Origin of the sequence: Nocardioides sp. NPDC047086 (assembly GCF_040643685.1) — a bacterium.
GTDB lineage: Bacteria > Actinomycetota > Actinomycetes > Propionibacteriales > Nocardioidaceae > Nocardioides.
Window position 1 is genome coordinate 13423 of record NZ_JBEYUV010000007.1, and the last position, 23548, is coordinate 36970.

18 protein-coding genes, 1 tRNA gene and 1 pseudogene are annotated in these 23548 nt (G+C 65.8%); 15 read left to right on the top strand and 5 right to left on the bottom strand.

Going from position 1 to position 23548, the window contains the following annotated elements; translation table 11 throughout:
* Positions 1–6 precede the first annotated feature (6 nt).
* From ABZ796_RS07395 to ABZ796_RS07410, 4 genes are all read left to right on the top strand, one after another.
* On the top strand, positions 7–636 hold the full coding sequence (locus tag ABZ796_RS07395; RefSeq protein ID WP_357335837.1) for a histidine phosphatase family protein: 630 nt from the start codon (positions 7–9) through the stop codon (positions 634–636).
* A gap of 63 nt (positions 637–699) precedes the next feature.
* Positions 700–772, top strand: a tRNA-Ala gene (locus ABZ796_RS07400).
* A gap of 259 nt (positions 773–1031) precedes the next feature.
* The gene (locus tag ABZ796_RS07405; protein WP_357335838.1) at positions 1032–1295 is read left to right on the top strand and encodes a helix-turn-helix domain-containing protein; all 264 of its coding nucleotides are present in this window, start codon (positions 1032–1034) and stop codon (positions 1293–1295) included.
* Positions 1292–2617, top strand: a complete 1326-nt coding sequence (locus tag ABZ796_RS07410) for a tyrosine-type recombinase/integrase (RefSeq protein WP_357335840.1) — start codon at positions 1292–1294, stop codon at positions 2615–2617. The genes ABZ796_RS07405 and ABZ796_RS07410 overlap by 4 nt, the downstream gene beginning before the upstream one ends.
* An 18-nt stretch (positions 2618–2635) precedes the next feature.
* On the opposite strand, the gene ABZ796_RS07415 is transcribed toward ABZ796_RS07410, so the two are convergent.
* Both ABZ796_RS07415 and ABZ796_RS07420 read right to left on the bottom strand, forming a co-directional pair.
* Positions 2636–3031, bottom strand: coding sequence for a hypothetical protein (locus ABZ796_RS07415; RefSeq protein ID WP_357335841.1), 396 nt, complete (start codon positions 3029–3031; stop codon positions 2636–2638).
* Between the two features lie 160 nt (positions 3032–3191).
* The gene (locus ABZ796_RS07420; protein WP_357335843.1) at positions 3192–3440 is read right to left on the bottom strand and encodes a helix-turn-helix domain-containing protein; all 249 of its coding nucleotides are present in this window, start codon (positions 3438–3440) and stop codon (positions 3192–3194) included.
* A gap of 87 nt (positions 3441–3527) precedes the next feature.
* Here ABZ796_RS07420 and ABZ796_RS07425 point away from each other — a divergent pair.
* The 4 genes and pseudogenes from ABZ796_RS07425 to ABZ796_RS07440 all read left to right on the top strand — a co-directional run.
* A pseudogene (locus ABZ796_RS07425) lies at positions 3528–3761 on the top strand (helix-turn-helix transcriptional regulator); the annotation flags it as partial.
* 225 nt (positions 3762–3986) lie between these two features.
* Positions 3987–4247, top strand: a complete 261-nt coding sequence (locus tag ABZ796_RS07430; RefSeq protein ID WP_357336031.1) for a hypothetical protein — start codon at positions 3987–3989, stop codon at positions 4245–4247.
* Positions 4248–4286: 39 nt separating this feature from the next.
* Positions 4287–4658: a type II toxin-antitoxin system RelE/ParE family toxin gene (locus ABZ796_RS07435; RefSeq protein WP_357335844.1), complete on the top strand. Its 372-nt coding sequence runs from the start codon at positions 4287–4289 to the stop codon at positions 4656–4658.
* Positions 4655–4990: a helix-turn-helix transcriptional regulator gene (locus tag ABZ796_RS07440; RefSeq protein ID WP_357335845.1), complete on the top strand. Its 336-nt coding sequence runs from the start codon at positions 4655–4657 to the stop codon at positions 4988–4990. The genes ABZ796_RS07435 and ABZ796_RS07440 overlap by 4 nt, the downstream gene beginning before the upstream one ends.
* Positions 4991–4999: 9 nt before the next feature.
* Here ABZ796_RS07440 and ABZ796_RS07445 read toward each other — a convergent pair whose 3' ends face one another.
* From ABZ796_RS07445 to ABZ796_RS07455, 3 genes are all read right to left on the bottom strand, one after another.
* Entirely contained in the window at positions 5000–6499 is a 1500-nt protein-coding gene (locus ABZ796_RS07445) for an AAA family ATPase (RefSeq protein ID WP_357335847.1), read from the bottom strand.
* Positions 6500–6552: 53 nt separating this feature from the next.
* Positions 6553–7596: a MobF family relaxase gene (gene mobF / locus ABZ796_RS07450; RefSeq protein ID WP_357335849.1), complete on the bottom strand. Its 1044-nt coding sequence runs from the start codon at positions 7594–7596 to the stop codon at positions 6553–6555.
* A gap of 218 nt (positions 7597–7814) precedes the next feature.
* Complete coding sequence (locus tag ABZ796_RS07455) at positions 7815–8204, bottom strand: winged helix-turn-helix domain-containing protein (protein WP_357335850.1); 390 nt, start codon at positions 8202–8204, stop codon at positions 7815–7817.
* 381 nt (positions 8205–8585) lie between these two features.
* Between ABZ796_RS07455 and ABZ796_RS07460 the strand changes: the two genes are divergently transcribed.
* From ABZ796_RS07460 to ABZ796_RS07490, 7 genes are all read left to right on the top strand, one after another.
* Positions 8586–11303 carry a LamG domain-containing protein gene (locus tag ABZ796_RS07460; protein ID WP_357335852.1) on the top strand — a complete coding sequence of 906 codons (2718 nt, stop codon included), beginning with the start codon at positions 8586–8588 and terminating at the stop codon, positions 11301–11303.
* Positions 11304–11637: 334 nt separating this feature from the next.
* Positions 11638–18006, top strand: a complete 6369-nt coding sequence (locus ABZ796_RS07465; RefSeq protein WP_357335854.1) for an RHS repeat-associated core domain-containing protein — start codon at positions 11638–11640, stop codon at positions 18004–18006.
* Positions 18007–19023: 1017 nt separating this feature from the next.
* Positions 19024–19581: a hypothetical protein gene (locus ABZ796_RS07470; protein ID WP_357335855.1), complete on the top strand. Its 558-nt coding sequence runs from the start codon at positions 19024–19026 to the stop codon at positions 19579–19581.
* 262 nt (positions 19582–19843) lie between these two features.
* Positions 19844–20194: a hypothetical protein gene (locus ABZ796_RS07475; RefSeq protein ID WP_357335857.1), complete on the top strand. Its 351-nt coding sequence runs from the start codon at positions 19844–19846 to the stop codon at positions 20192–20194.
* Between the two features lie 806 nt (positions 20195–21000).
* Complete coding sequence (locus ABZ796_RS07480; RefSeq protein WP_357335858.1) at positions 21001–21861, top strand: ABC transporter permease; 861 nt, start codon at positions 21001–21003, stop codon at positions 21859–21861.
* A complete protein-coding gene (locus tag ABZ796_RS07485) occupies positions 21858–22700 on the top strand; it encodes an ABC transporter permease (protein ID WP_357335860.1) in 843 nt (280 codons plus the stop codon). Before ABZ796_RS07480 ends, ABZ796_RS07485 begins: the two co-directional genes overlap by 4 nt.
* A gap of 33 nt (positions 22701–22733) precedes the next feature.
* Positions 22734–23540: an ABC transporter ATP-binding protein gene (locus tag ABZ796_RS07490; RefSeq protein ID WP_357335862.1), complete on the top strand. Its 807-nt coding sequence runs from the start codon at positions 22734–22736 to the stop codon at positions 23538–23540.
* Positions 23541–23548: the final 8 nt, after the last annotated feature.

Consider the following 23548-nt stretch of genomic DNA (forward strand, 5'->3'; position numbering starts at 1 on the left):
GCTGCCGTGCCTCCAGCGACCCGTCGCATCGTCCTGCTCCGCCATGGCGTCACGCCCTGGAACGCCGACGGCCGTTACCAGGGCCAGACCGACATCGAGCTGGCCGAGACCGGCCACCAGCAAGCCAAGGCCGCTGCTCGTGCGCTCGGGACGACCTACGCGATCACCCGCCTCGTCTCCTCGGACCTGATGCGGGCGCGGCAGACCGCTGCGTACGTCGCCGAGGAGACCGGCCTGGAGGCCGCCTACGACCCGCGGCTGCGGGAGGTCTGCGCGGGGGATGCCGAAGGCATGAACCGCGCCCAGATCTTCGAGCGCTTCGGTGAGATGCCGGCCAGCTGGGAGCCGCACGGCGGGGAGTCCTGGCCCACCGTCGCGGCGAGGTTCGCGGCCGCGCTGAACGACGTCGCGGAGGAGGTTGCGCCCGGCGAGACCGTCGTGGTCGTCGCTCACGGCGGCGCGATCCGGCAGGGCCTGGCCGCCTTCCTCGGCTGGGACCCGTCCGTCGTCACCACCCTCGCCCCGCTGACGAACTGCGCCTGGATCGAGCTCACCGCCCGGGAGTCCGCCCACGGACTCATCCCGTCGGCGCCGTGGCGCCTCGCGACGTACGGAATGGGGGCCCCGATTTCGTGATCGGGAGAAGCTTCCGCTACTGTTCTTCTCGTTGCCCGGGGTGATCATCCGGGACAACGCCACGGGGGTGTGGCGCAGCTGGTAGCGCATCTGCATGGCATGCAGAGGGTCAGGGGTTCGAGTCCCCTCACCTCCACCGAAAATACTGGTCAGGGCCATGTTCTGAACTCTGAGAAGGGTTCGAGAACATGGCCCGTCCGCATTTATTCCGCACTTAGTACGAAGCCCAGTCCACATTGAGGGCGGGCTCCCTTTCGTCGGGTTCGTTGCGTCACCGACGCAACCGGATCGGTGGTGAGCTGGGGAGCGCTGCGCACCTACTGGGCATGAACACGACACATGCCACTGTCACGAACATCACCGCTGCTGCCTCGCAAGCCGTGCCGTCAGAGCACATGCCTGGGGCTACGGGCCCGGTCCTCGAGCCGACACTCACCATCAAGGAGCTGGCCGCGCAGCTCCACGTCGCGGTGCAGACGCTCTACGACTTGCGCAGCCAAGGCCGCGGGCCGCGCGGGTTCCGGGTCGGGCGGCACCTGCGGTTCCGGGTCTCCGAGATCAAGACCTGGCTGGCCGGTCTGGAGGCCGAGGACGCCCGCGCCTGCCAGGACGCCCAAGACGTCCGGGAGGCACGGGATGGTCGGGGAGGCACGTCATGAGCGGCCGACCTCGCACCGCGATCGGCACCTTCGGGGCGATCAATGTGATCAACAAGGGCCCCAAGCGACACACCGCCCACACGAGGTTCCGCGACATCGACGGCCGGCTGCGGGAGGTCGAGGCCACCTCGACCTCCCGCAACGCCGCGATCGCGCTGCTCAAGGAACGCCTCAAAGCGCGCACGGGCTACGGCGCAGGCGGACTGCTGCACCTGTCCAGCCCGTTCGGGGACCTGGCCGAGCTGTGGCTGGCCGACCTGGAGATGCGCGACATCGTGGAGAACACCAAGAACAACTACCGTGACGACCTGCGCCTGCACGTGGGCCCGTTCTTCGAGCACTACACCCTCGGCGAGATCACCACCGGCCGGGTGGAGGCCTTCCTCAAGGCCCAGCAGACGATCTCGTACTCCCGGGCCAAGCACACCCGTACGCTGCTCAACCAGCTCTTCGGGTTCGCGCTGCGCCACGACGTCCTCACCCGCAACCCGGTCGAGGGCACCTCCCCGTTGCCGAAACCGAAGAACGCGCCGCAAGCGCTCACCTGGCCCCAGATCACCGCCATCCGCGCCGCAGCAGCCGCCTGGCGCACCGGTCCTGACGTCAAGGGCCCCAGGCCCGACGGACGGGTCCGCGACGCGGTGGAGGTGCTGCTCGGCACCGGGATGCGGCCCGGCGAGGTGCTGGCGCTGCGCCCGGCCGACGTCCTCGACCGGCAGATGCAGTCCGCCGGATCGCCACGGCGCCGCATGGTCGTCCACGTCTGTGGGACCGTGGTGACCGAGAAGGGCAAGGGCACCTACCGGCAGGACCATCCCAAGACCGACGCCTCGGACCGCTGGCTCCCCGTACCAGAGTTCGCAGCCACGGTGATCCGTGACCGGCTCGCCACGATGCGACCAGAGCAGGCGGAGTGGACGCTGTTCCACAACCGCAACGGCAGGCCGATGACGCTGCACAACTTCCGGCGCACATTCCGGGAGTTCCTCGACCTCGCCGGCCTGGCGGGCTCCGGGATCAGCCCACGCTGGTATCGACGCACCGGTGCCACGGTCCTGGCCCGCGGCCTGGGCGTCGATGTAGCCTCCACCCACCTGGGGCACACCTCGGCGGCGATCACCGAGGGCCACTACATCGAGCCCGACACGCTCGTCGACCACACCTCTGCTGCGGTTCTGCAGAAGACTCTGCGACCGGGCTCGACCGCGACCGATCTGCTCACCCGGCCCACCAGTCCTGCCGAGGAAGCTGTGCTCGACGAGATCGATGACGACCCGGGCGACGGCGTCGGGACTGCCGCCATCACGGGAGAGGTGGCCTGAGTGACGAACGGCCGCGTGTCAGCGTCGACGCCGTCGACGCGTGGGTTGCCGAGCACGGTCGATGTCGGCCTCGAGGAACTCCTGCATCGCTGCGACAGCCTGCTGCCACAGCAGACTCTCCTTGAGTTTGGACAGTGCCTCGGGCGTGGTGAGCTGGCGGAACACGTCGGCCACTGCGTCGGGTGAGGTGGAGACGCGTCGCGCGCACTCCTGGAGGCCGTGCTCGTGGGTGACCACCTTGACATCGAAGGCCCCAGGAGTCCGTGCCCGGCGGGCGTCATAGGCGGCCTTGCGGCAGGCTGGGCTGCAGTATACGGCCCGGCGGCCGGTCGGCTTCGGCCATGGCAGCCCTTGCCCACACATGGGACACAGCCGGGTCACGTAGTTCAACCGGTCAGTCGTCTTCTTGGTCATCGATGTCTCCCTTCTGCCGGCGTGACCATCCGAGCCAGGGATCGCGGTAGAGGAGGCGTTGCTGTGGATCCCGGATGCGTCGGTGGCGAATCACTGGTTTCGTCGGACCGCCGGGGACGAGAGCCCACGTCCGTCGGGAACACATCTTGATACCTCGGCCTCAGATGAGACGGCGGCTGTTGAGCCGCTGCTCACGCATGAACTGGCGTAGGTCGCCGACCGTGGTCATCAGCCTGCGGCCGAGCTTGAAGTACGTCGGCCCGATACCCTGCCGGCGCCACCAGCGCAGGGTGTTCACCGGCGTCTTCAGGATCAGCGCCACCTCGGTCAGCGTCAGCACCTCCTCGTCGTCACGTCGGGAGAACGGGACCTCGCTCGTTGTCTCGTCTGTGGTCGTGTTCGTGCTCATGGGATCTACCTCCGATATCTCCTGGCACGTCGAATGTCACCGGATTCGAGACCCCGCTGAACGGTGATCGGCGACTGACGTGAACGGTTGTCACCAGGTAGGTGTGCAAGGCGAAGAAACTCCTCGGCGTGTCGATGTCCGTACGGGTATCGTTGCCACATCGAAGCAACCCGTCTCATCACTGCCGCACGACGGGGGAGTGGCCTGACCCAGACCGAGCTCGCCAAACGAGCCGGCACATCCCAGTCCACCCTGTCGGCCTATGAACGCGGCCTGAAGACGCCGAGCCTCGCTGTCACGGCCCGCATCGTCGAGACTGCCGGCTTCGACCTGCACCTGGGCACGGCGCCGAGGTTCACCCAGCGCACCGCACCCCGTCTGGCGCCGTTCTGGGTGCCCGACCGCCTCTGGCGAGGTGTCCTACCCGAGTGTTTCGCCACAGTCGTGATCGAGGACCCCTCCAGATCCGGCGTCAAACGCTGGAACCTCCGCCGACGCCCCGCACGGCGAGCGTGCTACGCGATCTTGCTGCGCCGCGGCACGCCCGTGGAGATAAGCACCTGGATCGACGGCGCCCTGCTCGTCGACCTCTGGGACGACCTCGACATCCCGCGGGCCATCCGTGAGGCCTGGCAGCCAGCGGTCGACCTGGCCGGAGCCGGGCCCGTCGAGCACGCGCGCTCGACCAGGGATGCCAAGCGCACTGACGAGGTGATCGTGGCCGACCCGATCCTGCTCACCCGTCGGGAAGCCCATGCGCTCGTCGCCGCCGAGGAGCGGCACGAGGCACGCATCCGACGGCCTTGATGCGACCGAGCATGTTTAGGATTTGCTACACTTGATTCGATGGATGAGTGGGAGGTCCGGGTGACGAACGAGTTCCTGGCATGGACCAAGGAACTCCAACAAGCCTCGATGGGACAGGTGATCGATGCGATCGACCGCCTTGCCGATGCCGGGCCGACCCTCGGGCGACCGTTGGTCGACAAGCTCTCCGCATCGACCATTCACAACCTCAAGGAGCTCAGACCAGGGTCAGCCGGTCGGTCCGAGATCCGCATCATCTTCGTCTTCGACCCATGGCGCTCGGCGATCCTGCTCTTGGGCGGGGACAAGTCCGGCAACTGGAGTGGCTGGTACAGGGAAGCCATCCCGCGAGCCGAAGAGCTGTATGAGGATTACCTGAAGGAGCGAGAACAGGAGGAGGAAGACCGATGAGCAACTATCCGAAGTGGACCGATGTGCGTGACGATCTCGTCGCGCAGGCAGGCGGCGAGGAGAAGGTCACCGAAGGCCGCCAGCGCAATCAGGCGGTCATCGATGGGCATCGCCTCGCTGAGCGCCGCAAGGCTCTGAGCCTGACCCAATCCGACGTGGCCGAGCGGATGGGGGTGACCAAGAGTCGCATCTCCCAGGTCGAGCGCGGTGACGTGTCGACCTTCGATGTGATCGCCCGCTATGTGCAGGCGCTGGGCGGCGAGATCCAGGTCTCGGCGGTCTTCGGCGACGATCACTACGTCTTGCGGGGAGCCAGCCCGCGAGTCGCCTGAGTTGGCGTTTCAGAGACCGAGTCCGCTGTCGCGTGATGGGGACTGTGTCGAGATGAGCCGAACATCGTGATCGGGGACGTTTGGTGCTCGGGAGGTGCGTCGGCGCGAGGATGTGTACCGGGGCTTGCCGATCGGGCCGAACCTCTCGATCTCCTCGGCTGCTCGTTGCGTGGACAGGGCCGGGCCGAGGTCGGCACGGTCGCGGTCGAAGACATCGATCCACTGCTGGCGGGCGTCATCGAAGGAGTCGGCGACCAAGTGGGCGACGTTGACGTGGCGGCCGCGGGTCATGGCGACGTAGGCGGAGGCAGCGCTGGAGTGATGCCCGATGAGCACGTGAGCTGTGGGGACGGTGGCACCCTGGATGCCGTAGGCCGTGGTCGCGTACGCCAGCTCGACCGCCTGCCGCGCGTATGACATCGGCAGATGACGGCGACCGGCCTCCCCCGCAATGGTGAGGCCGTGCCGGCCGATGGCGATGACGGTCCACGTCTCGCGGTTGGCGACATCGGCATCGGGATCGTTGCGGAGGGTGGCGATCGTGTCGCCGACACTGATGCGCTCGCCGCCGTCGGTGACCAGATCCCGACTGCTGCGGCGGGCGGGTGGGTTGGTGTGGTGGGCCATGGTGTTGATCCGTTGGGCGGCATCGCGAGTGTCGGTGATCACCGCGGTGCCGTCGGAGGCAAGAGAGGCGAGGGCGGCGAGGCGCTCGACCTCGCTGGGGTGGATGATGACCTGGCCACGCGCGAGGAGTTCATCGAAGACCGCCTCGGGGCGTTCGCCGCTGCGCATCCTCAGTGTGAGGTCCGCGTAGGAGGGGTCACGGAAACGGCGCACGCCGTCGAGATCGACGCACGCGGTGGCATAACGGGCGGCGAGGTCAAGCACACCACCGCGACCGACGGCGGGAAGCTGATGGCGATCACCAACCAGCGCGAGGCGGGCGCCGGCCATGTCAGCGACCTGCAATAGAGCCATGGCGGTGTCCTGGTCGAGCATCCCGGCCTCGTCCACGACGAGCAGATCGCCTCGCCTCAGCCGCGCGGCCGGAGTAGGCACGGTGTCGACAAGCCACCAGTGGCCGTGGTCGTCCCAGCGGTACCCGTGTTGGCGCACCAGCCACGCCGCCGACTGTGACGCAGCGCCGACCTGGTCTGCGGCGACCTTGGCGGCCTTCAAAGTGGGGGAGACCACCAGCATCCGTCGGCGCTTGGCTCTCATGGCCGCGCCCGCGGCAGCGAGGGTCGCGGTCTTGCCTGAGCCGGCGGCTCCCTCGACCACCACGAGTCGGGCCGACCCGGCGAGATGCGCCGCCGCGGCGATCTGTTCGGTGGCCAGGTCAACACCGACTCGGGTCGGGAGGGACGCCGGTCTGCCACCGACGTTGCCTCGCGCGGAGAATCTCTTGACCAGGAGATTCTCCACGGCGATCACCCGCGGAGAGGACAGCGAACGGACGTGCTCAGGTACGTCGTCGCGGTCGAGCAGCACCGTCGAAGCGTTCACCGCTCGGGCGGTGAGATCTTCGGCGAGCTCTCGACGGACGGCTCCGTCTACGATCATGCCGAGGCGCGGGCGCCGAGCCCGGTCAGGATCTCAGCGGCCATCGCGTCTCGGTCCAATGTCCCAGGTCGGACCGGCTCCAGGGGAACGGGTCGGGTGGGCCTGCGGAGCCCGAGGTGGGCCAGCTCATCTCTCCACCAGTCCTCCAGCCTCGCTCCCGAGGTCGGAACGACCTTGTCTGGCCGTTCCTCAGCCCATGCTCGCCGATCCCATGTCTGCCGTAGGCGGGGCCCTGGCTCCTGCCCCGGACGTGTATGGCGCCATTCGGCCTCGTACCGGTCCAGGTTCTGCTCGATCTGCCTCGAACGGGCACTGAACGTCGCGACGAACGGCTGTAGCTCGACGATCTCACCGCTGTCGGCATCGACCTGGAATCCCCGCGACGCCAGCAGAGTCCGAAACTCCAGATCGGTCATGACGACCGCGTGGCCGATTCCGTTGATCGCCTCGAGGAAGTCCCGTACGCCGATGGTGTGCAAGCCCCGCCAGTGTCCATGCGCGAAGACCCTGGCGTTGATCTGGACATGCAGGTGCCGGTGCGGATCACCGGCCCGCGAGGTGTGATGGTGGATCACCGCCGCCTCGATCTCCTCGACCGGGATCTGGACCTGCCGCCCTCGCGGGCCGATGCGCGTCGTGGCGTGCTGGGCCAGCCACCCGATCACCTCCTGCGCCGCACGCTCCTGCGCCCGGTCGTAGGCAGCGGCGATCTCGGGATCCACGACGGCTGCCAGCGACCACGTCTTCGGGCCGTTGATCGTGATCTCGACGAATCGGTTCGCACGATCATCGGTCCGCAACCGTCCCTTTGCCCGGCCTGCACATGGCCCCTCCCCAACGTGGCGGCCCGCGACCCAACGCTCGTATGTATCCCCGTCCATCGGCCCGGCGAGATCGATCTTGGAAGGGCTGGCGACGTAACGAGTGGCCACCCCGGTGCCCTCGGCCAGGTAGTAGTCATCGACACGCGACCGATCAGCTTCGACGTAGTTCCGCGCGGCAGCAGGACTGCCGCGGTATATCTTCAACCCGCCATGCAACGCCGAACCTCCGCCCATCAACAACCGTCACCAACCGTAAAAACTCCAGGTCAGGGGGTATCTCACTACTGAACTGCGTAGCATGCGTGCCGACCGCATGGAAGAGGTTTGCGGGCAGAACGAGTGTCACCTTCGGTAACCATCAATAACCATCGGCTGGGCGACGGAAGCCACCCGCTGGGCGGCGCAGTTGAACTACGGCGCCGTCGGGACGCAGGTCACCCTTGCGGGTCGAATCGGTATCCGAGCCCTCGGACGGTCTTGATGATCACGGGGTTGTCAGGATCGGCCTCGATCTTGGTCCTGATCCGCCGGATATGGGGCGGAAGATTTTTTGCCCGGAGGTGCTGGCGTCCGTCGGGTGAGGCCGCCCTGAGGAGGTGCACCCGCTTGAGGGCCTTCTCGGGATGTGTGATGAGTTCCCGCAGGAGGAGGAACTCGGTGACGGTGATCGGCACCACGTCGTCGCCGCGACGCAGCACGACGCCGTCGATGTCGAGAACGAGGGGCCCGTTGACCTGGTCGAGGACGACACATGTGTTTGCCGCGTCGATGACTGAGCGACCCGATACCACGGTTGGCATAGGCAAATCATCCGGCTCACCCATGATCTTGGGTGTGGAATCACGGGTTCTGACATGAATCCGTAATCGCCTTCACGAAACTGCAATACAACGGCATGCAAATCAGATGCTTCTCGCATGCCGATCGCAATCCGATCTAAGCCACGATTCTCTGGCGCTTCAGGGCCGCGTGGCGGCTGGGGGACTGGATCTGCTTGGCGCCGGGTTCGTCTCGACGTCACCCAAGGTCAGTTCTCATGGTTGGAGTGGTTGATGCGCTCACGCGCTCGAAATGTCGTTGGAGCCACGCTGTGCTCGTTGGCCGTGGCAGCGGCCGGCACGCTGGCGGGTCCGGTTGCAGCGATCGCAGCGTCCCAGGTCGTCTCGACCTCCGATGGCTTGCTGTCAGAGACCGAGGCGATGGCAATGGCGGAGGCGTCTGGCGAGTCCGTGGTTGCCAGCGAGTACACCACCGAGCGCGACCTGGTGACCGCTGTGCCCGGGGAAGGCCTCGTCGTGGAGTCGACAGTGGACCCGGTGCGCATTCAGCGTGGCGAGGACTGGGTCGACGTGGATCCGTCGCTTGCCTCAGCAGGGGACGGCCGACTGGTGCCCGCCGCCACCATCGCAGACATGACGATCTCCGGCAACGGGGAAGGTGCTCTGGTCGAGATCGCCGCCCCCGGTGGTGAGAGCCTCGCGTTGTCCTGGCCGGCGGAGTACGGCGACCTCCCGACTCCGACCGTCGAGGGCGATCTCGCGGTCTACAAGTCGGTGTGGCCCGACATCGACCTGGTCGTGCGTGCTGGAGTGGAGTCCTTCTCCACGTATCTCGTCGTGCACACCGCCGAGGCGGCCGCTCGGCCGGAGGTTGCTGACTTCGCGTTCGACATCGAGGTGGACGGTGCCGAGCTCCGCACAGACGATCAGGGCCGCGTGGAGGCGGTCAACGCTTCTGGTGACGTGGTCTTGGCTACCGATCTTCCGAGGGCATGGGACGCGGGCGAGTCCGGTGGCGCCGCGGTGCAGGACCTGGTGACCGAGCCGGTTGGTGCCCGAACGGCTGACATGGAGATGGCGGTCGACCCGGCAGATGGCGCGATGTCGCGCATGTTCGGGGAAGGGACCGGTGACCGGCTGCGCCTGCAGACCCCAGCAGACTTCCTCACCGCCAGCGATCTGCGTTTCCCTCTGGTTCTGGACCCGACCGTCACGGTCGCTGATCAGGATGACCGGTGGGCGATGGTGTGGGACAACGGCGATGACTGGTACGGCGCCCCCGATGACATGCGTGGTCGAGTGGGCTATGACGGCTGGTCCTCGGCTAAGAAGATCTCCCGGATGTATTACCAGTTCCCGATCGACCAGTTCGACGGGACGGATCTGAAGATCCAGAGCGCGACGTTCAAGCACAAGCAGGTCCATTCGCCCGAGCACACCTGCGACACCAGCGGTAGCCCGGCTGTCGAGGTCTATCGCACCGGCGGCTACGGCGCCGGGATCTCGTGGGGCAACCAGCCCGAGCGGATGGCGCTCCAGGACTCCTCGACCCTCCGCAGCGGCCACATCGACTATGGCTGTGATGCCCGCTACCAGGAGTGGGATGTCGTCACCGGCCTTCGCAGCGCGAAGTTCGACAACTGGCCGCGCTACACGCTGATGGTGAAGTCCGCCTCTGCGGTCAAGGACGGGTGGCGGCTGTACGGGATGCCGTTGTCGGGTTACCCGAAGCTGGTCGTCACCTACAACCGTGCGCCGTCGGCCCCCACGGGGATGTCCACCAGCCCGGCGACGACCTGTTCGGGTGGGACGTATCTGCGGGACACGACTCCGGTGCTGTCGGCGAAGTTCTCTGACCCGGACGGACACAACGTGTCGGCGAAGTTCGACGTCGGCATCAACGGGTCGCTGTTGTGGTCGAGCGGCTATGACGGCGCGAAGGCGTCGGGTCAGTTCCATGAGGTGACGGTTCCCTCCGGCACCTTGAGTGATGGGAAGACCTACATCTGGCGTGCCCGCGGACGTGACATCAGCACCGCGGACAACCGTGAGGGCGACTGGTCCACGATGTGCAGCTTCACCATCGACACGACCCGCCCGGCACTGCCCACGGTGACCTCGAGCGGGTATCCGGAGGACCAGATCGCCGGCGGTATCGGCACGGGTGGCTCGTTCACCTTCAAGAGCTCGAGTGATACGAAGTCATTCCGCTACTCGTTCAACGGGGCGACCCCGAAGACGGAGAACGCCTCGAGCATCGGTGGCACGTTGACCAAGACGTTCACTCCGTCGCGGGAGGGCTCGCAGCGGCTGACGGTCGAGGCGATCGACCGGGCCGGGAACGTCTCGGACGCGAAGACCTACCGGTTCAGTGTCGACTTCGCGACGGCGGCGGCTCAGTGGCGCATGGATGACACCAGCGCGGACCCGGAGGCGGATCCGAATGTAGTGCCGGACGCGGTGACCGGCGGTGAGCACCCGTTGACGGTGCCGACGAGCATCGCGCGTGGTGATGGCCCGTTCAGGGCGTTCTTCCCGAACGACTTTCCGGATGACCAGGCGCTTGAGTTCGATGGCACCGACAACGCCGCGATGTCGCCGAACGCGGTGCTGAACACCTCTCAGCCGTTCACGATCACCACCTACGTCCGCGTCGATGCGGTCGAGGACGCCACCCGGGTTGCGGTCTCCCAGGACGGCCAGCTCTACGGCGGGGTCCAGCTCGGCCAGCTCGGGTCGCAATACTGCCCCGAGAGCATGACGACGTGTTTCGGGTTCTGGATGCGGCCCTCGGACTCGGGGACCGACACGCGAGTGACCTCGGCGCGGCCGGTCAACCCCGGTGAGTGGGTGCACCTCTCCGCGGTGTGGGACGCACCGAACAAGCAGATGACGCTCTACACCTGCGCGGTCGGCACTCCGCCGGACGAGTTCCCGATCGACAGCGGTGTTCCGGCGGCGACCTCGACGAGTTTCGAGCCGACGGGCTGGTCCCCGGGTGGCCCGGTGCGGGTGGGGTCGAACCTGTGGAACGGGGTCGAGCAGAACCGCTGGAAGGGCGGGATCGATGACGTACGCCTCTACACCGCGGTCAGGCCCGAGTCCGCGATCAGCTCGATCTGCGCTGGAGACGTCACCGCATGACTGGCTGACCCAGTGACCGGCCGCCTGACGGGCTGATCCCGTCTGAAGCCGCCGCGGGCCCGAGGCCCCCGCAACCAGGGCCCGCGGCACTCCTCTTACCCCGCTATTCGTCAACCGCCACCACTCGGGTGGCAGGAAGCCGAGAAATCCGATGAGCGCAGATTCCCCCACACACTTCCAGGGACCATCCCGCCCGAGACGAGCCGTCTCTCCGTCCGGGCGTTGGTCTGGTCGGTTGCGTCGTTGGTGGCCCCGGGTCACAGCCGGAGCGTTGGGGGCGGTGCTGATCGGGTCCTCGATGTCGATGCCGGCGGTTGCTGCCGATGATGTCTCGTTGAAGGTTCGGCAGAACTGGACTGCGGAGGAACGCCGCAAGTACGGCCTGACCCAGCTCGAGGCGCGCAAGCTGGAGAAGACGATCCCGTCGAAGACCGCCAACACCTCCGATGGGGCACCAGGCAAGGCGTCCCCGGCCAAGGTTGGCGAGGTCAAACCGGAACCGGCCGCATCAAAGCTCCCGGCGGTCAGCAAGGGCCGGGCCAGCGACAAGACCACGACCGAGAGCGTCCTGGTCGGCGGGAAAGAGAAGGACCTCGGCAAGATCAGGGTCAAGGCACTCGCCTCGAAGTCGGAGCGAAAGTCGGCCATCGGCGACAACGCTGCGAATGAGCTGTCGCTGACCGAGTTGGGCGAGGACGCCGCCGCAGATGCAGGCGTCGAGACTCTGGTCGCAGTCGAGCCCGCCGAGAAGGCCGCGGCGTCAACGCCGAAGGGCAAGGTGAAGTTCGAGGTCGACTACGCCGAGCTTGCCGAGGACTCGACCGGCGACCTGGCCTCACGCCTGCGGCTGGTCCGGTTGCCGTCCTGTGCTGTCCAAACCCCGGAGAAGAAGGAGTGCCGGACTCAGACCCCGGTGACGGACACCAGCAACGACCTCGGAGCCAAGACCCTCACCGGAACTCTTGAGGTCCAGTCCACCAGCGATGCCGGCGACACGGCCCCGGCGGCCGAGCCGATGGTGTTCGGGGTCGCGGCCGCGGCATCGGGCTCGGCGGGGTCGTTCGCGGCGACCCCGTTGAGCCCGGCTGCCTCCTGGCAGGTCTCGGAGCAGTCGGGTTCGTTCGCGTGGTCGTACCCGTTCCGGATGCCGCCGTCCCCGGGTGGTCTCGAGCCGGACCTGTCCCTGGGCTATGGCTCCGGCAGCCTGGACGGCAAGGTTGCTTCGACCAACAACCAGACCTCGGAGGTCGGCGACGGCTGGAACCTGTCCGCCTCGGGGTATGTGGAGCGTAAGTACGTTGCCTGTGCTTCCGACACGGCCGCGGTGGACGGGAAGACGCCGAACAACGCCACCCACAAGACCGGTGACATGTGCTGGCGTTCGGACAACGCCACGCTGGTCCTCGGCGGCTCCTCGAGCGACCTGATCAAGGACGCCACCACGGGCGAGTGGCACGCCGAGACCGATGACAACACCAAGATCGAGAAGCTGAGCGGCGGCTGGAACCAGGACAACGACAAGGAGTACTGGAAGGTCACCACCGACGACGGCACCCAGTACTTCTTCGGCCGCGACAAGCGCGCCGCCGACGACCCTGTCAACACCTACTCGTCATGGACCCAGCCGGTCTACGGCAACCACCCCGGCGAGCCGTGCTACCAGTCCGCCGCCAACGGTGGATTCGGGGCTTCCCGGTGTCGCCAGACCTGGCGGTGGAACCTCGACTACGTCATCGACGTCCACGGCAACACCATGACCTATGTCTACGGCCGCGAGTCGGACAACTACGGCTACAACATGGGCCAGGGCGTGGCCGGCTACCAGCGCGGCGGCTACCTCGCCCGTATCGACTACGGCACCCGGACCGGGACCCTGACCGACAAAGCCCCGTACCGGGTCTCGTTCACCATGGCCGAGCGCTGTGTCCAGGCCGCGAGCGAGTGTGAGCCGGGCGACCTGACTGACGCGACGAAGTCGAACTGGCCCGATGTGCCCTTCGACCAGATCTGCACCTCGAGCACGGACTGCAAGACGAAGTATTCGGCGGCCTTCTTCACTCGCAAGCGGCTGACCGCGGTGACCGCGCAGTACCTGAAGTCGGATGGTTCGTATCAGAGTGTCGATCAGTGGAAGTTGTCCCACACGTTCCCGAACCCGGGCGACGACACGGACCCGGCGCTGTGGCTGTCCAAGATCCAGCACCTCGGTCTGGTCGGGTCCCAGATCACGCTGCCGGCGACCACCTTCCGCGGCACCCAGATGGCGAACCGGGTTGACACGTCCAGCGACAACCGGCCGATGATGAACCGCTACCGGCTCACCTCGATCACCGCGGAGGCCGGCGCGGTGACCTCGATCGACTACTCGGCGCCGCAATGTAGCGCGACCAACAAGCCGGCCAATCCGTGGTCGAACACGATGCGCTGCCTCCCGGTCCGGTGGATCCCGCAGGGTGAGCCTGATCCGGTGCTGGAGTACTTCCACAAGTACGTCGTCAAGGCCGTGACCGACGACCCGAACGACTCCGCGACCAGCCTGTCCCAGCAGATCCACTACACCTACGAGGGCGACCCGGCGTTCCGCTACAACGACGACGAGTTGACCGCACCCAAGGAGCGGACCTGGTCGACCTGGCGTGGCTACGGCTCGGTCAAGGTCGCCACCGGTGCCCCCAACAATCCCGACGAGCCGCAGAACATCACCCGCACCACCTACTTCCGCGGCCTCAACGGCGGCCGGCTCAACGACTCCGGCGGCACCGTCTCAGCCTCTGTGGACGGCGTGATCGACCGCAAGCAGTTCGCCGGTCAGGTCCGCACCGACATCACCTACAACGGGAGCAGCGAGGTCGACCGGACCACCGCGACCCCGTGGCGCTCGGCCGCGACGGCAACCGACGCGGACGGCGACAAGGCCTTCCATGTCGGCACCTCGACGACCGAGACCCGCGTCGTTGCCCCCGACCTGGCGGGCGGCAACCGCACGGTCCGCACCGAGACCGAGCACAACAGCCTCGGCCTCGCGGTGAAGATCAACGACCTGGGCGATGTCAGCACCAGCGCCGATGACCAGTGCACGGTCAACACTTACGCCAACAACACGACCAAGAACATCATCGGGATGACATCTCGCGTCGAGATGGTCGCCAAGGCCTGCGGTGCCACCGTGAGCCGGCCGGCCGACGTGATCAGCGATGTCCGCACCGCCTTCGACGGCGGCAGCTTCGGCGATGCCCCGACCCGGGGCCTGATCACCCGCAGCCAGGATCTGAAGGCCTACGACGGCACCACGCCGCAGTATCTGACCACCGAGACCACCACCTATGACTCCTATGGCCGGGTCACGAGCGTGAAGGATGCCCTTGGCCGGCAGACCACCACCGCCTACACCGACGCGAACGGTCAGAATGTCGGTGTGAAGACCACCGGCCAGGACCCCGACGGCGACCCCGCCGCGGGCGTGTCGGCATCGGTGACCACCACCGTGGTCCACCCCGCCTGGGGATCGGTCACCAAGGTCACCGACGGCAACGGCAAGGTCGGCTCCGGCACCTTCGATGCGCTGGGTCGTGCGACCCAGGTGTGGCAGCCCGGCCGTGTTCAGGGCACCGACACCCCGAACGTGAAGTACGCCTACACGATCGGCGGCGACGGGATCTCCGCGGTCACCACCCAGACCCTGAACCACGACGGGTCGAAGTATCTGACCAGCACCTCGATCTATGACGGCCTGCTTCGCGAGCGCCAGTCCCAGTCCCCGTCGGCGGAGGAGACCAGCGCCGGTAGGGTCGTCACGGACATGATCTACGACTCCCGCGGCCTGGTGTGGCGGGCGAACAGCCCGTGGTTCACCACCGGCAACCCGTCCACCTCCCTGGTCGTCCCGGCCGCAGCAGTGCCGGGTCGCACGGTGACCCGCTATGACGGCGCCGGCCGCCCGACCGCCGAGATCTTCCAGGTCAACGAGGAAGAGGTCTGGCGCACCACCACCAGCTACCGCGGCGACCGCGTCAGCGTGAACCCGCCCGAGGGCGCCACCCCGACCACCACGATCGACGATGCGCGTGGCCAGACCATCGAGCTGCGTCAGCACACCGGCGCGACCACCGCGAGTGCCTATCAGACGACGAAGTATGACTATGACGAGGCCGGTCAGCTCACCAAGATGAACGACCCGGACAACAACCAGTGGACCTACACCTACGACCTGCTGGGCCGTCAGACCGAGGTGAACGACCCCGACAAGGGCACCACCCACGTCACCTACGACGACGCCGGCCAGGTCCTGACCACCACCGACGCCCGCGGTGAGAAGCTCGCCTTCACCTACGACCTGCTGGGTCGCAAGACCACGGTGCGTGATGACAGCGCGACCGGAGCGGTGCGGGCCTCGTGGGACTACGACAAGCTGGCTGACGGCACGGTGGTGAAGGGTGCCACGGTGCGGTCGACCCGTCATGACGGGTTGAGTGACTTCTCGGTCGAGGCGACCGGGTACGACGCGAGCTACCGGCCGACCGGCCAGCGGGTGACGATCCCGTCCTCGATGGGTGCAGTGGCTGGGACCTATGACTACGCCTACACCTATACCGTCGATGGTCGGGTGAAGACGATGAGTCTTCCGAAGGTGGGGAACTTGTCGGCTGAGCGGGTCACCACGCATTATGACGACGCGAACCAGGCGGGCTGGATGGCGGGCTTGTTCCCGAACGGTACCTATGTCGCGAACTCTGTGTACTCGCAGTTCGGTGAGTTGTTGCAGGCGGATCTGGGTGGGAACTATGTGGTTCAGGCCAACTACCAGTACGCGGTGGGGACGCGTCGCCTCGAGAAGTCGTGGGTGACGCGGGAGGGCGCGGACGGCTATGACTATGACGCTGCCTATTCCTATGACGATGCCGGGAATGTGCGGGCGATTGCGAACAGGCCGACCGCGACGGGTGTGGCCGGGGATGTGCAGTGTTTCGACTACGACGGTCTACGCCGGTTGGCGGAGGCGTGGACCCCGGAGTCGGGTGATTGTGCGGCGGCACCGAGCGTGGCTGGTTTGGGTGGTGCGGCGGAGTATTGGACTTCGTACCGGTTCGACAAGGTCGGTAACCGGACGAGCCTGACGCAGCATGGTTCGACGGATGCGGTTTCGACCTATGCCTACCCGGCGGCTGGTGGTGCGAAGGCGCATGCGGTGTCGTCGGTGGAGACCACCACGGGTGGGACCAGCGTGACGAACACGTATGACTATGACGCGGCGGGGAACATGACCACCCGCGCGGTCGCCGGTGAGCCGGCGCAGTCGTTGGCGTGGGATGCGGAGGGTGAGCTCGCGTCGGTGACCGAGGACGGCGGAGACGCTTCGACCTACACCTATACCGCTGATGGTGATCGTCTGGTGCGGAAGCAGGACGGCAAGACCACGGTGTATCTGCCGGGTGGTCAGGAGGTCACGGTCGATGATGAGACCTCGGTGGTGACAGCGCAGCGGTACTACACCTTCAACGGGGAGACCGTGGCGGTGCGGACCGCGGCTGGGGCCTCGGGGACGACCACGATCGTGGCGGATCATCACGGCACCGGTCAGGTCCAGGTCGCCCAGGCAACCAACACCGTCCACCGGCGCTACATGGACCCCTACGGTGGTCAGCGTGGCGCGGTTCCGACGTGGACGGGTGATCACGGGTTCCTTGACAAGCCGGCTGATGCGACTGGTCTGGTGCAGGTCGGTGCCCGGTACTACGACCCAGGTCTGGGGAAGTTCATCTCTCCGGATCCGATCATGGATGTGACTGATCCGCAGCAGTGGGCTGCCTATAGCTATGCGAACTCGAATCCGGTGACGTGGTCGGATCCCTCGGGGATGTGGCTGGGCGGTCTGGTGAGCAAGGCGAAGAAGGCTGCATCGAAGGTCGTGAGTGCTGTGAAGAGGCACACGAAGCCCGTGGTTGCAGTGGTGAAGTCGGTGAGTCGGGCGATCTGGTCGGTGGTCAAGACGACGCCGGTTGGTCGGGCGATCTCGTACGTGGCGAAAGGGGTGTCGTCCTCACCGACAGTGCAACGGGTGGTTTCCGGGGTACGGAGCTTTGCGCGCGATCCGGGTGGGACGTTGCAGCGGGCTGGCAGTTCGGCGAAGGCGTGGGGCAAACAGAAGGCTCGTGATGCCTGGGCGGCTGCGAAGCGGCATGCTGAACACGTCGAGAGATTGGCGAAGGCTGCGGCGAAGGCGGACCAGAGGGCTCGCGATGCAGTCACCGCAGGTATCAAGAGCGCTGGGCAAAGCATTGCGAACGCTGCGTCAGACGCGGGCCAATGGCTCGTGGATAACCGGGGGACGATTGCCACGGTTGCGGCTGTGGCCGGGTGCTTGGTTCCTGGCGTCGGGCTTGCCGCCTGTGCGGTGCTAGGTGTGGCGATGGCTGGTATATCGGCTCAGGCGAGCGTCCAGTCCGCGACGGGACAGAGCGTCGGAGAGACACTGCGTAACAAAGAAACGTACAAGCGATGGGCTGTCGGCTCAGCGTTTGCTGTCAGTGGCGCAGGTGTGGGCCATGCCATCAAAGGCGGGTACGCGGCCGCACGCGTCGCGCCGAGGCCCTTTGCCGGGCTCCAAGGGCGACCTGGCCACGCGTCGGAGTTTGCGATGAGCACTCAGGTCGGGGTCGCCGTTGCCGGGGCCGATATGTCAGCTCAAGCAATGGTTTTCCGATGATCGGTGGAGACAGCGTGAGGACTGTTCGGCTCTGGAGTCCGTGGTGTTTGGTGCTGGCAGCTGTGATTGGGTGGCTCCCGCTGGCATTGATGTCGCAGCCAGACACAGCGGCCCGAGCAATCGGAGGTGTCGGTGTGCTGGTCGCAGTTCGTACTGCGGTTACGGGAGTCACGTTGCGGAACGAGACGATGATCGTACGTCGTATCTATTGGACGTTCAGGTTTCATCGCGATGAGATCTTCTCGGTGGATGCGGAGTTGATCGACGGAGGATCGCCGAGTCGGCCGACGTGGGCGCCGGTGGTCCGTTTGCGTGGCCGCAAGCGCCCGCTGAAGATTCGATCACTGGCGGGGTATGGCAGGTCGTGGGATGGTCCGCCGAACGTAAAGGTGCAACAGCGTGTTGAGCTTATGCGCCGGTTTGTTGGCCCAGGGGAAGCGTGATGGGGCAGCGTATGCCGGGTTGTTCAGTACGCAGGCAGGAGTGTTTCGTTAGTGATTCAGAGGAGTCGTCGCGTCTTTTTCTGGACCCCTTGGTCGTTGGTGGTCGTTGGTATTCTGTTGATGATCTGCTTAGGCGCCCTGGGTAGTGAAACAAGAATCGGTAATGCTGTTTCAGTCTTGATGCTGGTGCTCTCCGTAAGATCTCTCCTGCCATGGGGCGTACTGACCGCTTCGAAGCTGAAGGTTAAACGGTGGGGATTCTTGTGGAATCGAACGATCCGCCTGGTGAACATCCGTAGCGCATATGCTGAGATCATTGACGTCAAGTTCATGTTGGTTTGGGCGCCGATTCTTCAAGTTTCAAATGACGGTCAGCCAGTTGTTCTACGCGCGCTCTCGGGTTACGGAAATGCTGCCAAAGGCCGCCCCAATCAAAGGGTAGCGAAGATCGTTGCCCGTATCGAGGAGGCCGCGGCGGTCGCACGCTTGGGGTCCAACTCGGGGCGACCTCGATGACGCCGGGCCTATTGCCGGCGACCACGACGACCTACACCTCGCGTCTGGGAGAGCCGGTATGACGAGAAGCGACAGTGAGTTGCGGGCTATTTGGAGCGCCGACTGGCAGGAGAATGGGACTGTTCGACTGCGAGTAGTTAAGCGGCGCCTGTGGTTTGGCCTTGGGGGAAGCGCCGTCTTCGTGGCAGCCGGTGTAATTTTGGTTGTCCCCGATGATCTGGGTGGCCTTTTTGGTGGGATCTGCGTGACCCTCTTCGGTCTGGTTGCTGCGTCACTAATTGCACTCCAACTTGTTCGTCCTTCAGGCGAAGTGACAGTTTCGAAGGGCGGGATCGGCGTCACTTACGGAGATGGTCGGAACCACTTCATTCCATGGCCCGAGTTCGAAGGTGCGTTTGTATATTCAACTGGTGGCATTGACATGGTCGTTGTTGAGGTAACCTTGGATTTCGAGCAATCATTTGTAGAAAGGTTGGGGCGCATCCAGCGTCGTTTGACGCGGGCAAATCGAAGGCTGTTCGGCTTCCCAGCGATCGCTCTCCCCGCGCCGCTTCCGGACTCGCATGAGTTCGCCGAGTGGCTCATGGCCCTGGAAGCGAGCGGTAAGAGATGGTGAACGCAGAGTCAGCTGTAGAGATTCGTTCGCTTGACTTGAGTGCGCCGACCGCTCCGTTTGTATCATCGAGGGGCGGGGCAGCGTAGTGGCTGCCGGTTTGGGTGTCGCCGCCATATCAGTTCTACGGGCCGGCGGCGGGTGGTTGGCTGGGTACCCCTTGCTTCGACTGCGGCTGTTGCGTCGAGGCGCGCCGGCTTGGGGTACGAGTCGACTGGCATGGGTCGGTGGAAACCTGTCTGTTCTTGTGCTTACAGCCTTCGTGATGGCTGTGACCTACCAGGGTCTGGCGTCCTGGTACTTCTGGGGCCCGTTGGCAGCCGGGCTGGCCGCGTCGTGGACTCACGTGATTCGGCCCTGGGTCGGCGTCGATGGCCCGCGGCTGATCGTCGTGGGGATGCTGACGGCTCGCGTTGTGCCGCTGCGTGACGTCATGTGGGTCGAGCCGTCCTCCACTGGCTTGGAGATCGTGTGCCGTGATGCGTCGCTCATCAATGTGTGGGCGGTCCAGCAGTCCAACCTGGCGACAGCGTATGCATGGAACACGCGAAGCAGTCGGGTTGCCGCTGAGATCCAGCGTCTGGCAGATGTCGCTCGGGCGAGGGGCGCGTCGTGAGAGTCTGCGGTGACCCGGGCCGAGCGTGCCAAGGACGGCTTCGCTGAGGACCTGGATCTGATGAGCGACGGAACTCAGCGCTCTGCCGAAGCTGCTCTTGTGGTGCTTCAATGCGGCGCGAGTCAGCGGAAACTCCGCACTTTGATGTCATAGACGCCCCGAATCAGGGCGAGTTCGCACGAAACGGCGATGTAGAGTGAAGCTACCGATGTCCATCGTTCAGGACATCGGCCCAGGTCAGAGGCTAGTTCTGTCGAGGGCGATCGAGATTCTCCGAAGTTCGGTGCGGGGGCGGAACTGCACCAGAGGGTCAGGGGTTCGAGTCCCCTCACCTCCACCGAAACACCTGATCAGGGCCGTGTTCTGAACCTTCGAAAGAAGGTTCAGAACACGGCTTGATCGCTTTTACGGCGGATAGTGGCTCACGTTCCGGAGTCCTCTGTCATCGCCTCAGCCGGCCTCGTAGGCACGTGCGTGCCTCGGGTGCGTGAGTGCCACCGCGTCCCCATCGCTGAGGGCTCGCGACGACGACTTCGTCCACGGCGCCTTTGGCAACGTCCGACGCACTCGAGGACGCGGCCGCCCTGCTGATGCGGGCTTCCGGCGGGGCGGGGCACCGATGCATCACGAACGTAAAACTAATGCCTATAGAAAAAAAACCTAAAGGCGTACGGATTATCCCGTAACCTGCATCACATGACCTCGTTGAGTGTGATGCGCGTCGCACCTCGATGCGCCGAGCTGGAACCCGCCGCTGTCGGTGTCCCGGCCCGCCCCATCAAGTTGCACGAGGAGCGCAGACAGGTATGAGCACAGGTGCCGCTGCCCCGCCGATCACCAGGCGTGGTCCTTACGACAACCCGTTGTCGAACTCGCTCAGATGGTTGCCGCCGAAGGTGCGTGGCCCTGTGGTCGAGGCCGGCGGGATGGTCGACCTGCTCGTGAAGATCGTGAAGAGCGCGGTGCTGCATCCGCGCGGCTACTGGGTCGACGTCGCCGACGACATGTACCAGACCCTGAAGCAGGCTTCGCTTCCGATCGCTGCCGCGATCTTCGGGTTCCTCATCTTCATGTCGATCCTGACGGTCCAGTTCTTCGCGATGGCGGGAGCCACCCAGCTCTTCGGCCCGCTTCTCCTGCTGCAGGCGATGCGGACCTTCACGATGTGGATCGTCTCCATGGTGGTCGCCGGCGTGATCGGCTCGGCGCTGACTGCCGACATCGGAGCCCGGAAGGTCCGCGAGGAGATCGACGCCATGGAGGTCATGGGCGTCGACCCGATCCGTGACCTCGCCGTCCCGCGGGTGGTCTCACTGACCCTGCTCACGACCCTGATCTCGGTGCCCTCGATCATCGTCACGATCGTCTCGATGCAGGTCGGCGCCAACTACGTTGCCGGGCAGTCCAGCGCCGACTTCCACAGCAACCTGTTCGCCAACGTCTCGCCGGTCCAGGTGCTGGCCGTGGTCGCCAACTGCTTCCTGGTCGGCCTGCTGATCGGCACGATCTGCTGCTACAAGGGCCTGCACGCCTCCGGTGGCGCGATCGGCCTCGGCCGCGCCGTCAACCAAGCGGTGGTGCTCTCCTTCGTGGGCGTGTGGGTGCTTCAGCTCGCCTTCAACGCCCTGCTGCTCGGCCTCTTCCCGAACCTGGGGAACTTCCGATGACCGCCGCCGAACCGGTACGCCCGGTCGCGCCTGTCGCCGCCCGTCGCCGCCGCCCGGTCCAGCCTGCCAAGGGCCGCCTGGACGGAGTGGGGGAGTTCGTCGGCTTCGTCGGCAAGGTCTTCGCCGAGATCCCGGTCGCGATCCGTCTCTACCCCTCCGAGATCGTGCGGCACGCCAGCGCCATCGTTCGGGAGAACAGCCTGGTGATCCTGGCGATGCTGTTCATGATGGGCGCGGTCATGGGTCTGACCGCCAACTTCCTCTTCGCCAGCATCGGCATCGACTCCTACATCGCCGCCGTCAATTCCGTCGCCGGGGTCCGCGGGATCATCCAGGTGGTCTTCGGCTGGATGGTCGCGGCGAAGATCGGCTGCGGCATCGTCGCCGAGGTCGGCGCGATGCGGATCTCGGAGGAGATCGACGCCATGGAGGTCATGGGCATCCGGTCGATCCCCTACCTGGTCAGCACGCGGGTGATCGCGGGGGCCATCACGATGCCCCTGATCTTCGTCACCTCGATGGTGGTCAACTTCTTCGCGGGGTTCCTCTTCAACGTACAGCTGCTGCAGACGGTCAGTCCGGGCGGCTTCCAGTACTACCTGTTCCTGTTCCAGAACCCACGCGACTTCATCCTCGCGGTCATCTGGGGAACGGTCCTGGGCGTCGTGATCCTCACCGTCGCCTCGTACTTCGGCTACACCGCCAAGGGCGGCCCGGTCGGCGTCGGCCTCAACACGGCGCGCTCGATGCTCGTCAACCTCGTCCTCGTCAGCCTCATCGGCATGGCGCTGGTCCAGCTCTTCTACGGCAACACCCCCAACGCACCGATCGGCAACTAGATGACTCGCGCGCCACGTCCACGGGAGGAAAAGATGACCGCGAATCTCACGATTCCGCACACCAGCTTCGAGCAGCAGCCGAACAGTCCGCACAGCATCGAGCTGGTCGGCGTCCGCAAGTCGTTCGGCTCCGGCAACATCCTCGACGGCATCGATCTGACCTTTGTCCACAACGCCATCACCACCGTCCTCGGCCCGTCCGGCACCGGCAAGAGCGTGTTGCTCAAGCACATCGTCGGTCTGCTCGAGCCCGACGCCGGCGAGGTACGCGTCTTCGGCAGCGACATCTGGGGCGTCTCCGAGCACGAGCGCTACGAGCTGCGCAAGCGGTTCGGCGTGCTCTTCCAGGACGGTGCCCTCTTCGGGTCGATGAACATCTACGACAACATCGCCTTCCCGCTGCGCAAGCACACCAACCTCTCCGAGGCCGAGATCCGGGACACCGTGATGTTCCACCTCTCCGAGGTCGGCCTCGAGGCCGCCGTCGACAAGGCGCCGAACGAGATCTCCGGCGGTATGCGCAAGCGTGCCGGCTTCGCGCGGGCGCTGGTCATGCGGCCCGACGTGGTGCTCTTCGACGAGCCCGACTCGGGTCTGGACCCGGTCCGCACCAAGCTCCTCGGGCGTCTGATCCAGAAGGTCCACCGCCAGCACGGCGGCACCTACATCGTGATCACGCACGACATCCCCACCGCCCAGGAGGTCAGCGACCACGTGGCGGTGCTGTGGAAGGGGCAGATCGTGCATGCGGGCACCGCCGCGGAGACCTTCGCCTCGGAGGACCCGTTCGTACGCCAGTTCCTGGCCGGAGCCGCCGACGGCCCGCTCGGGATGGACTGAGGGGACGA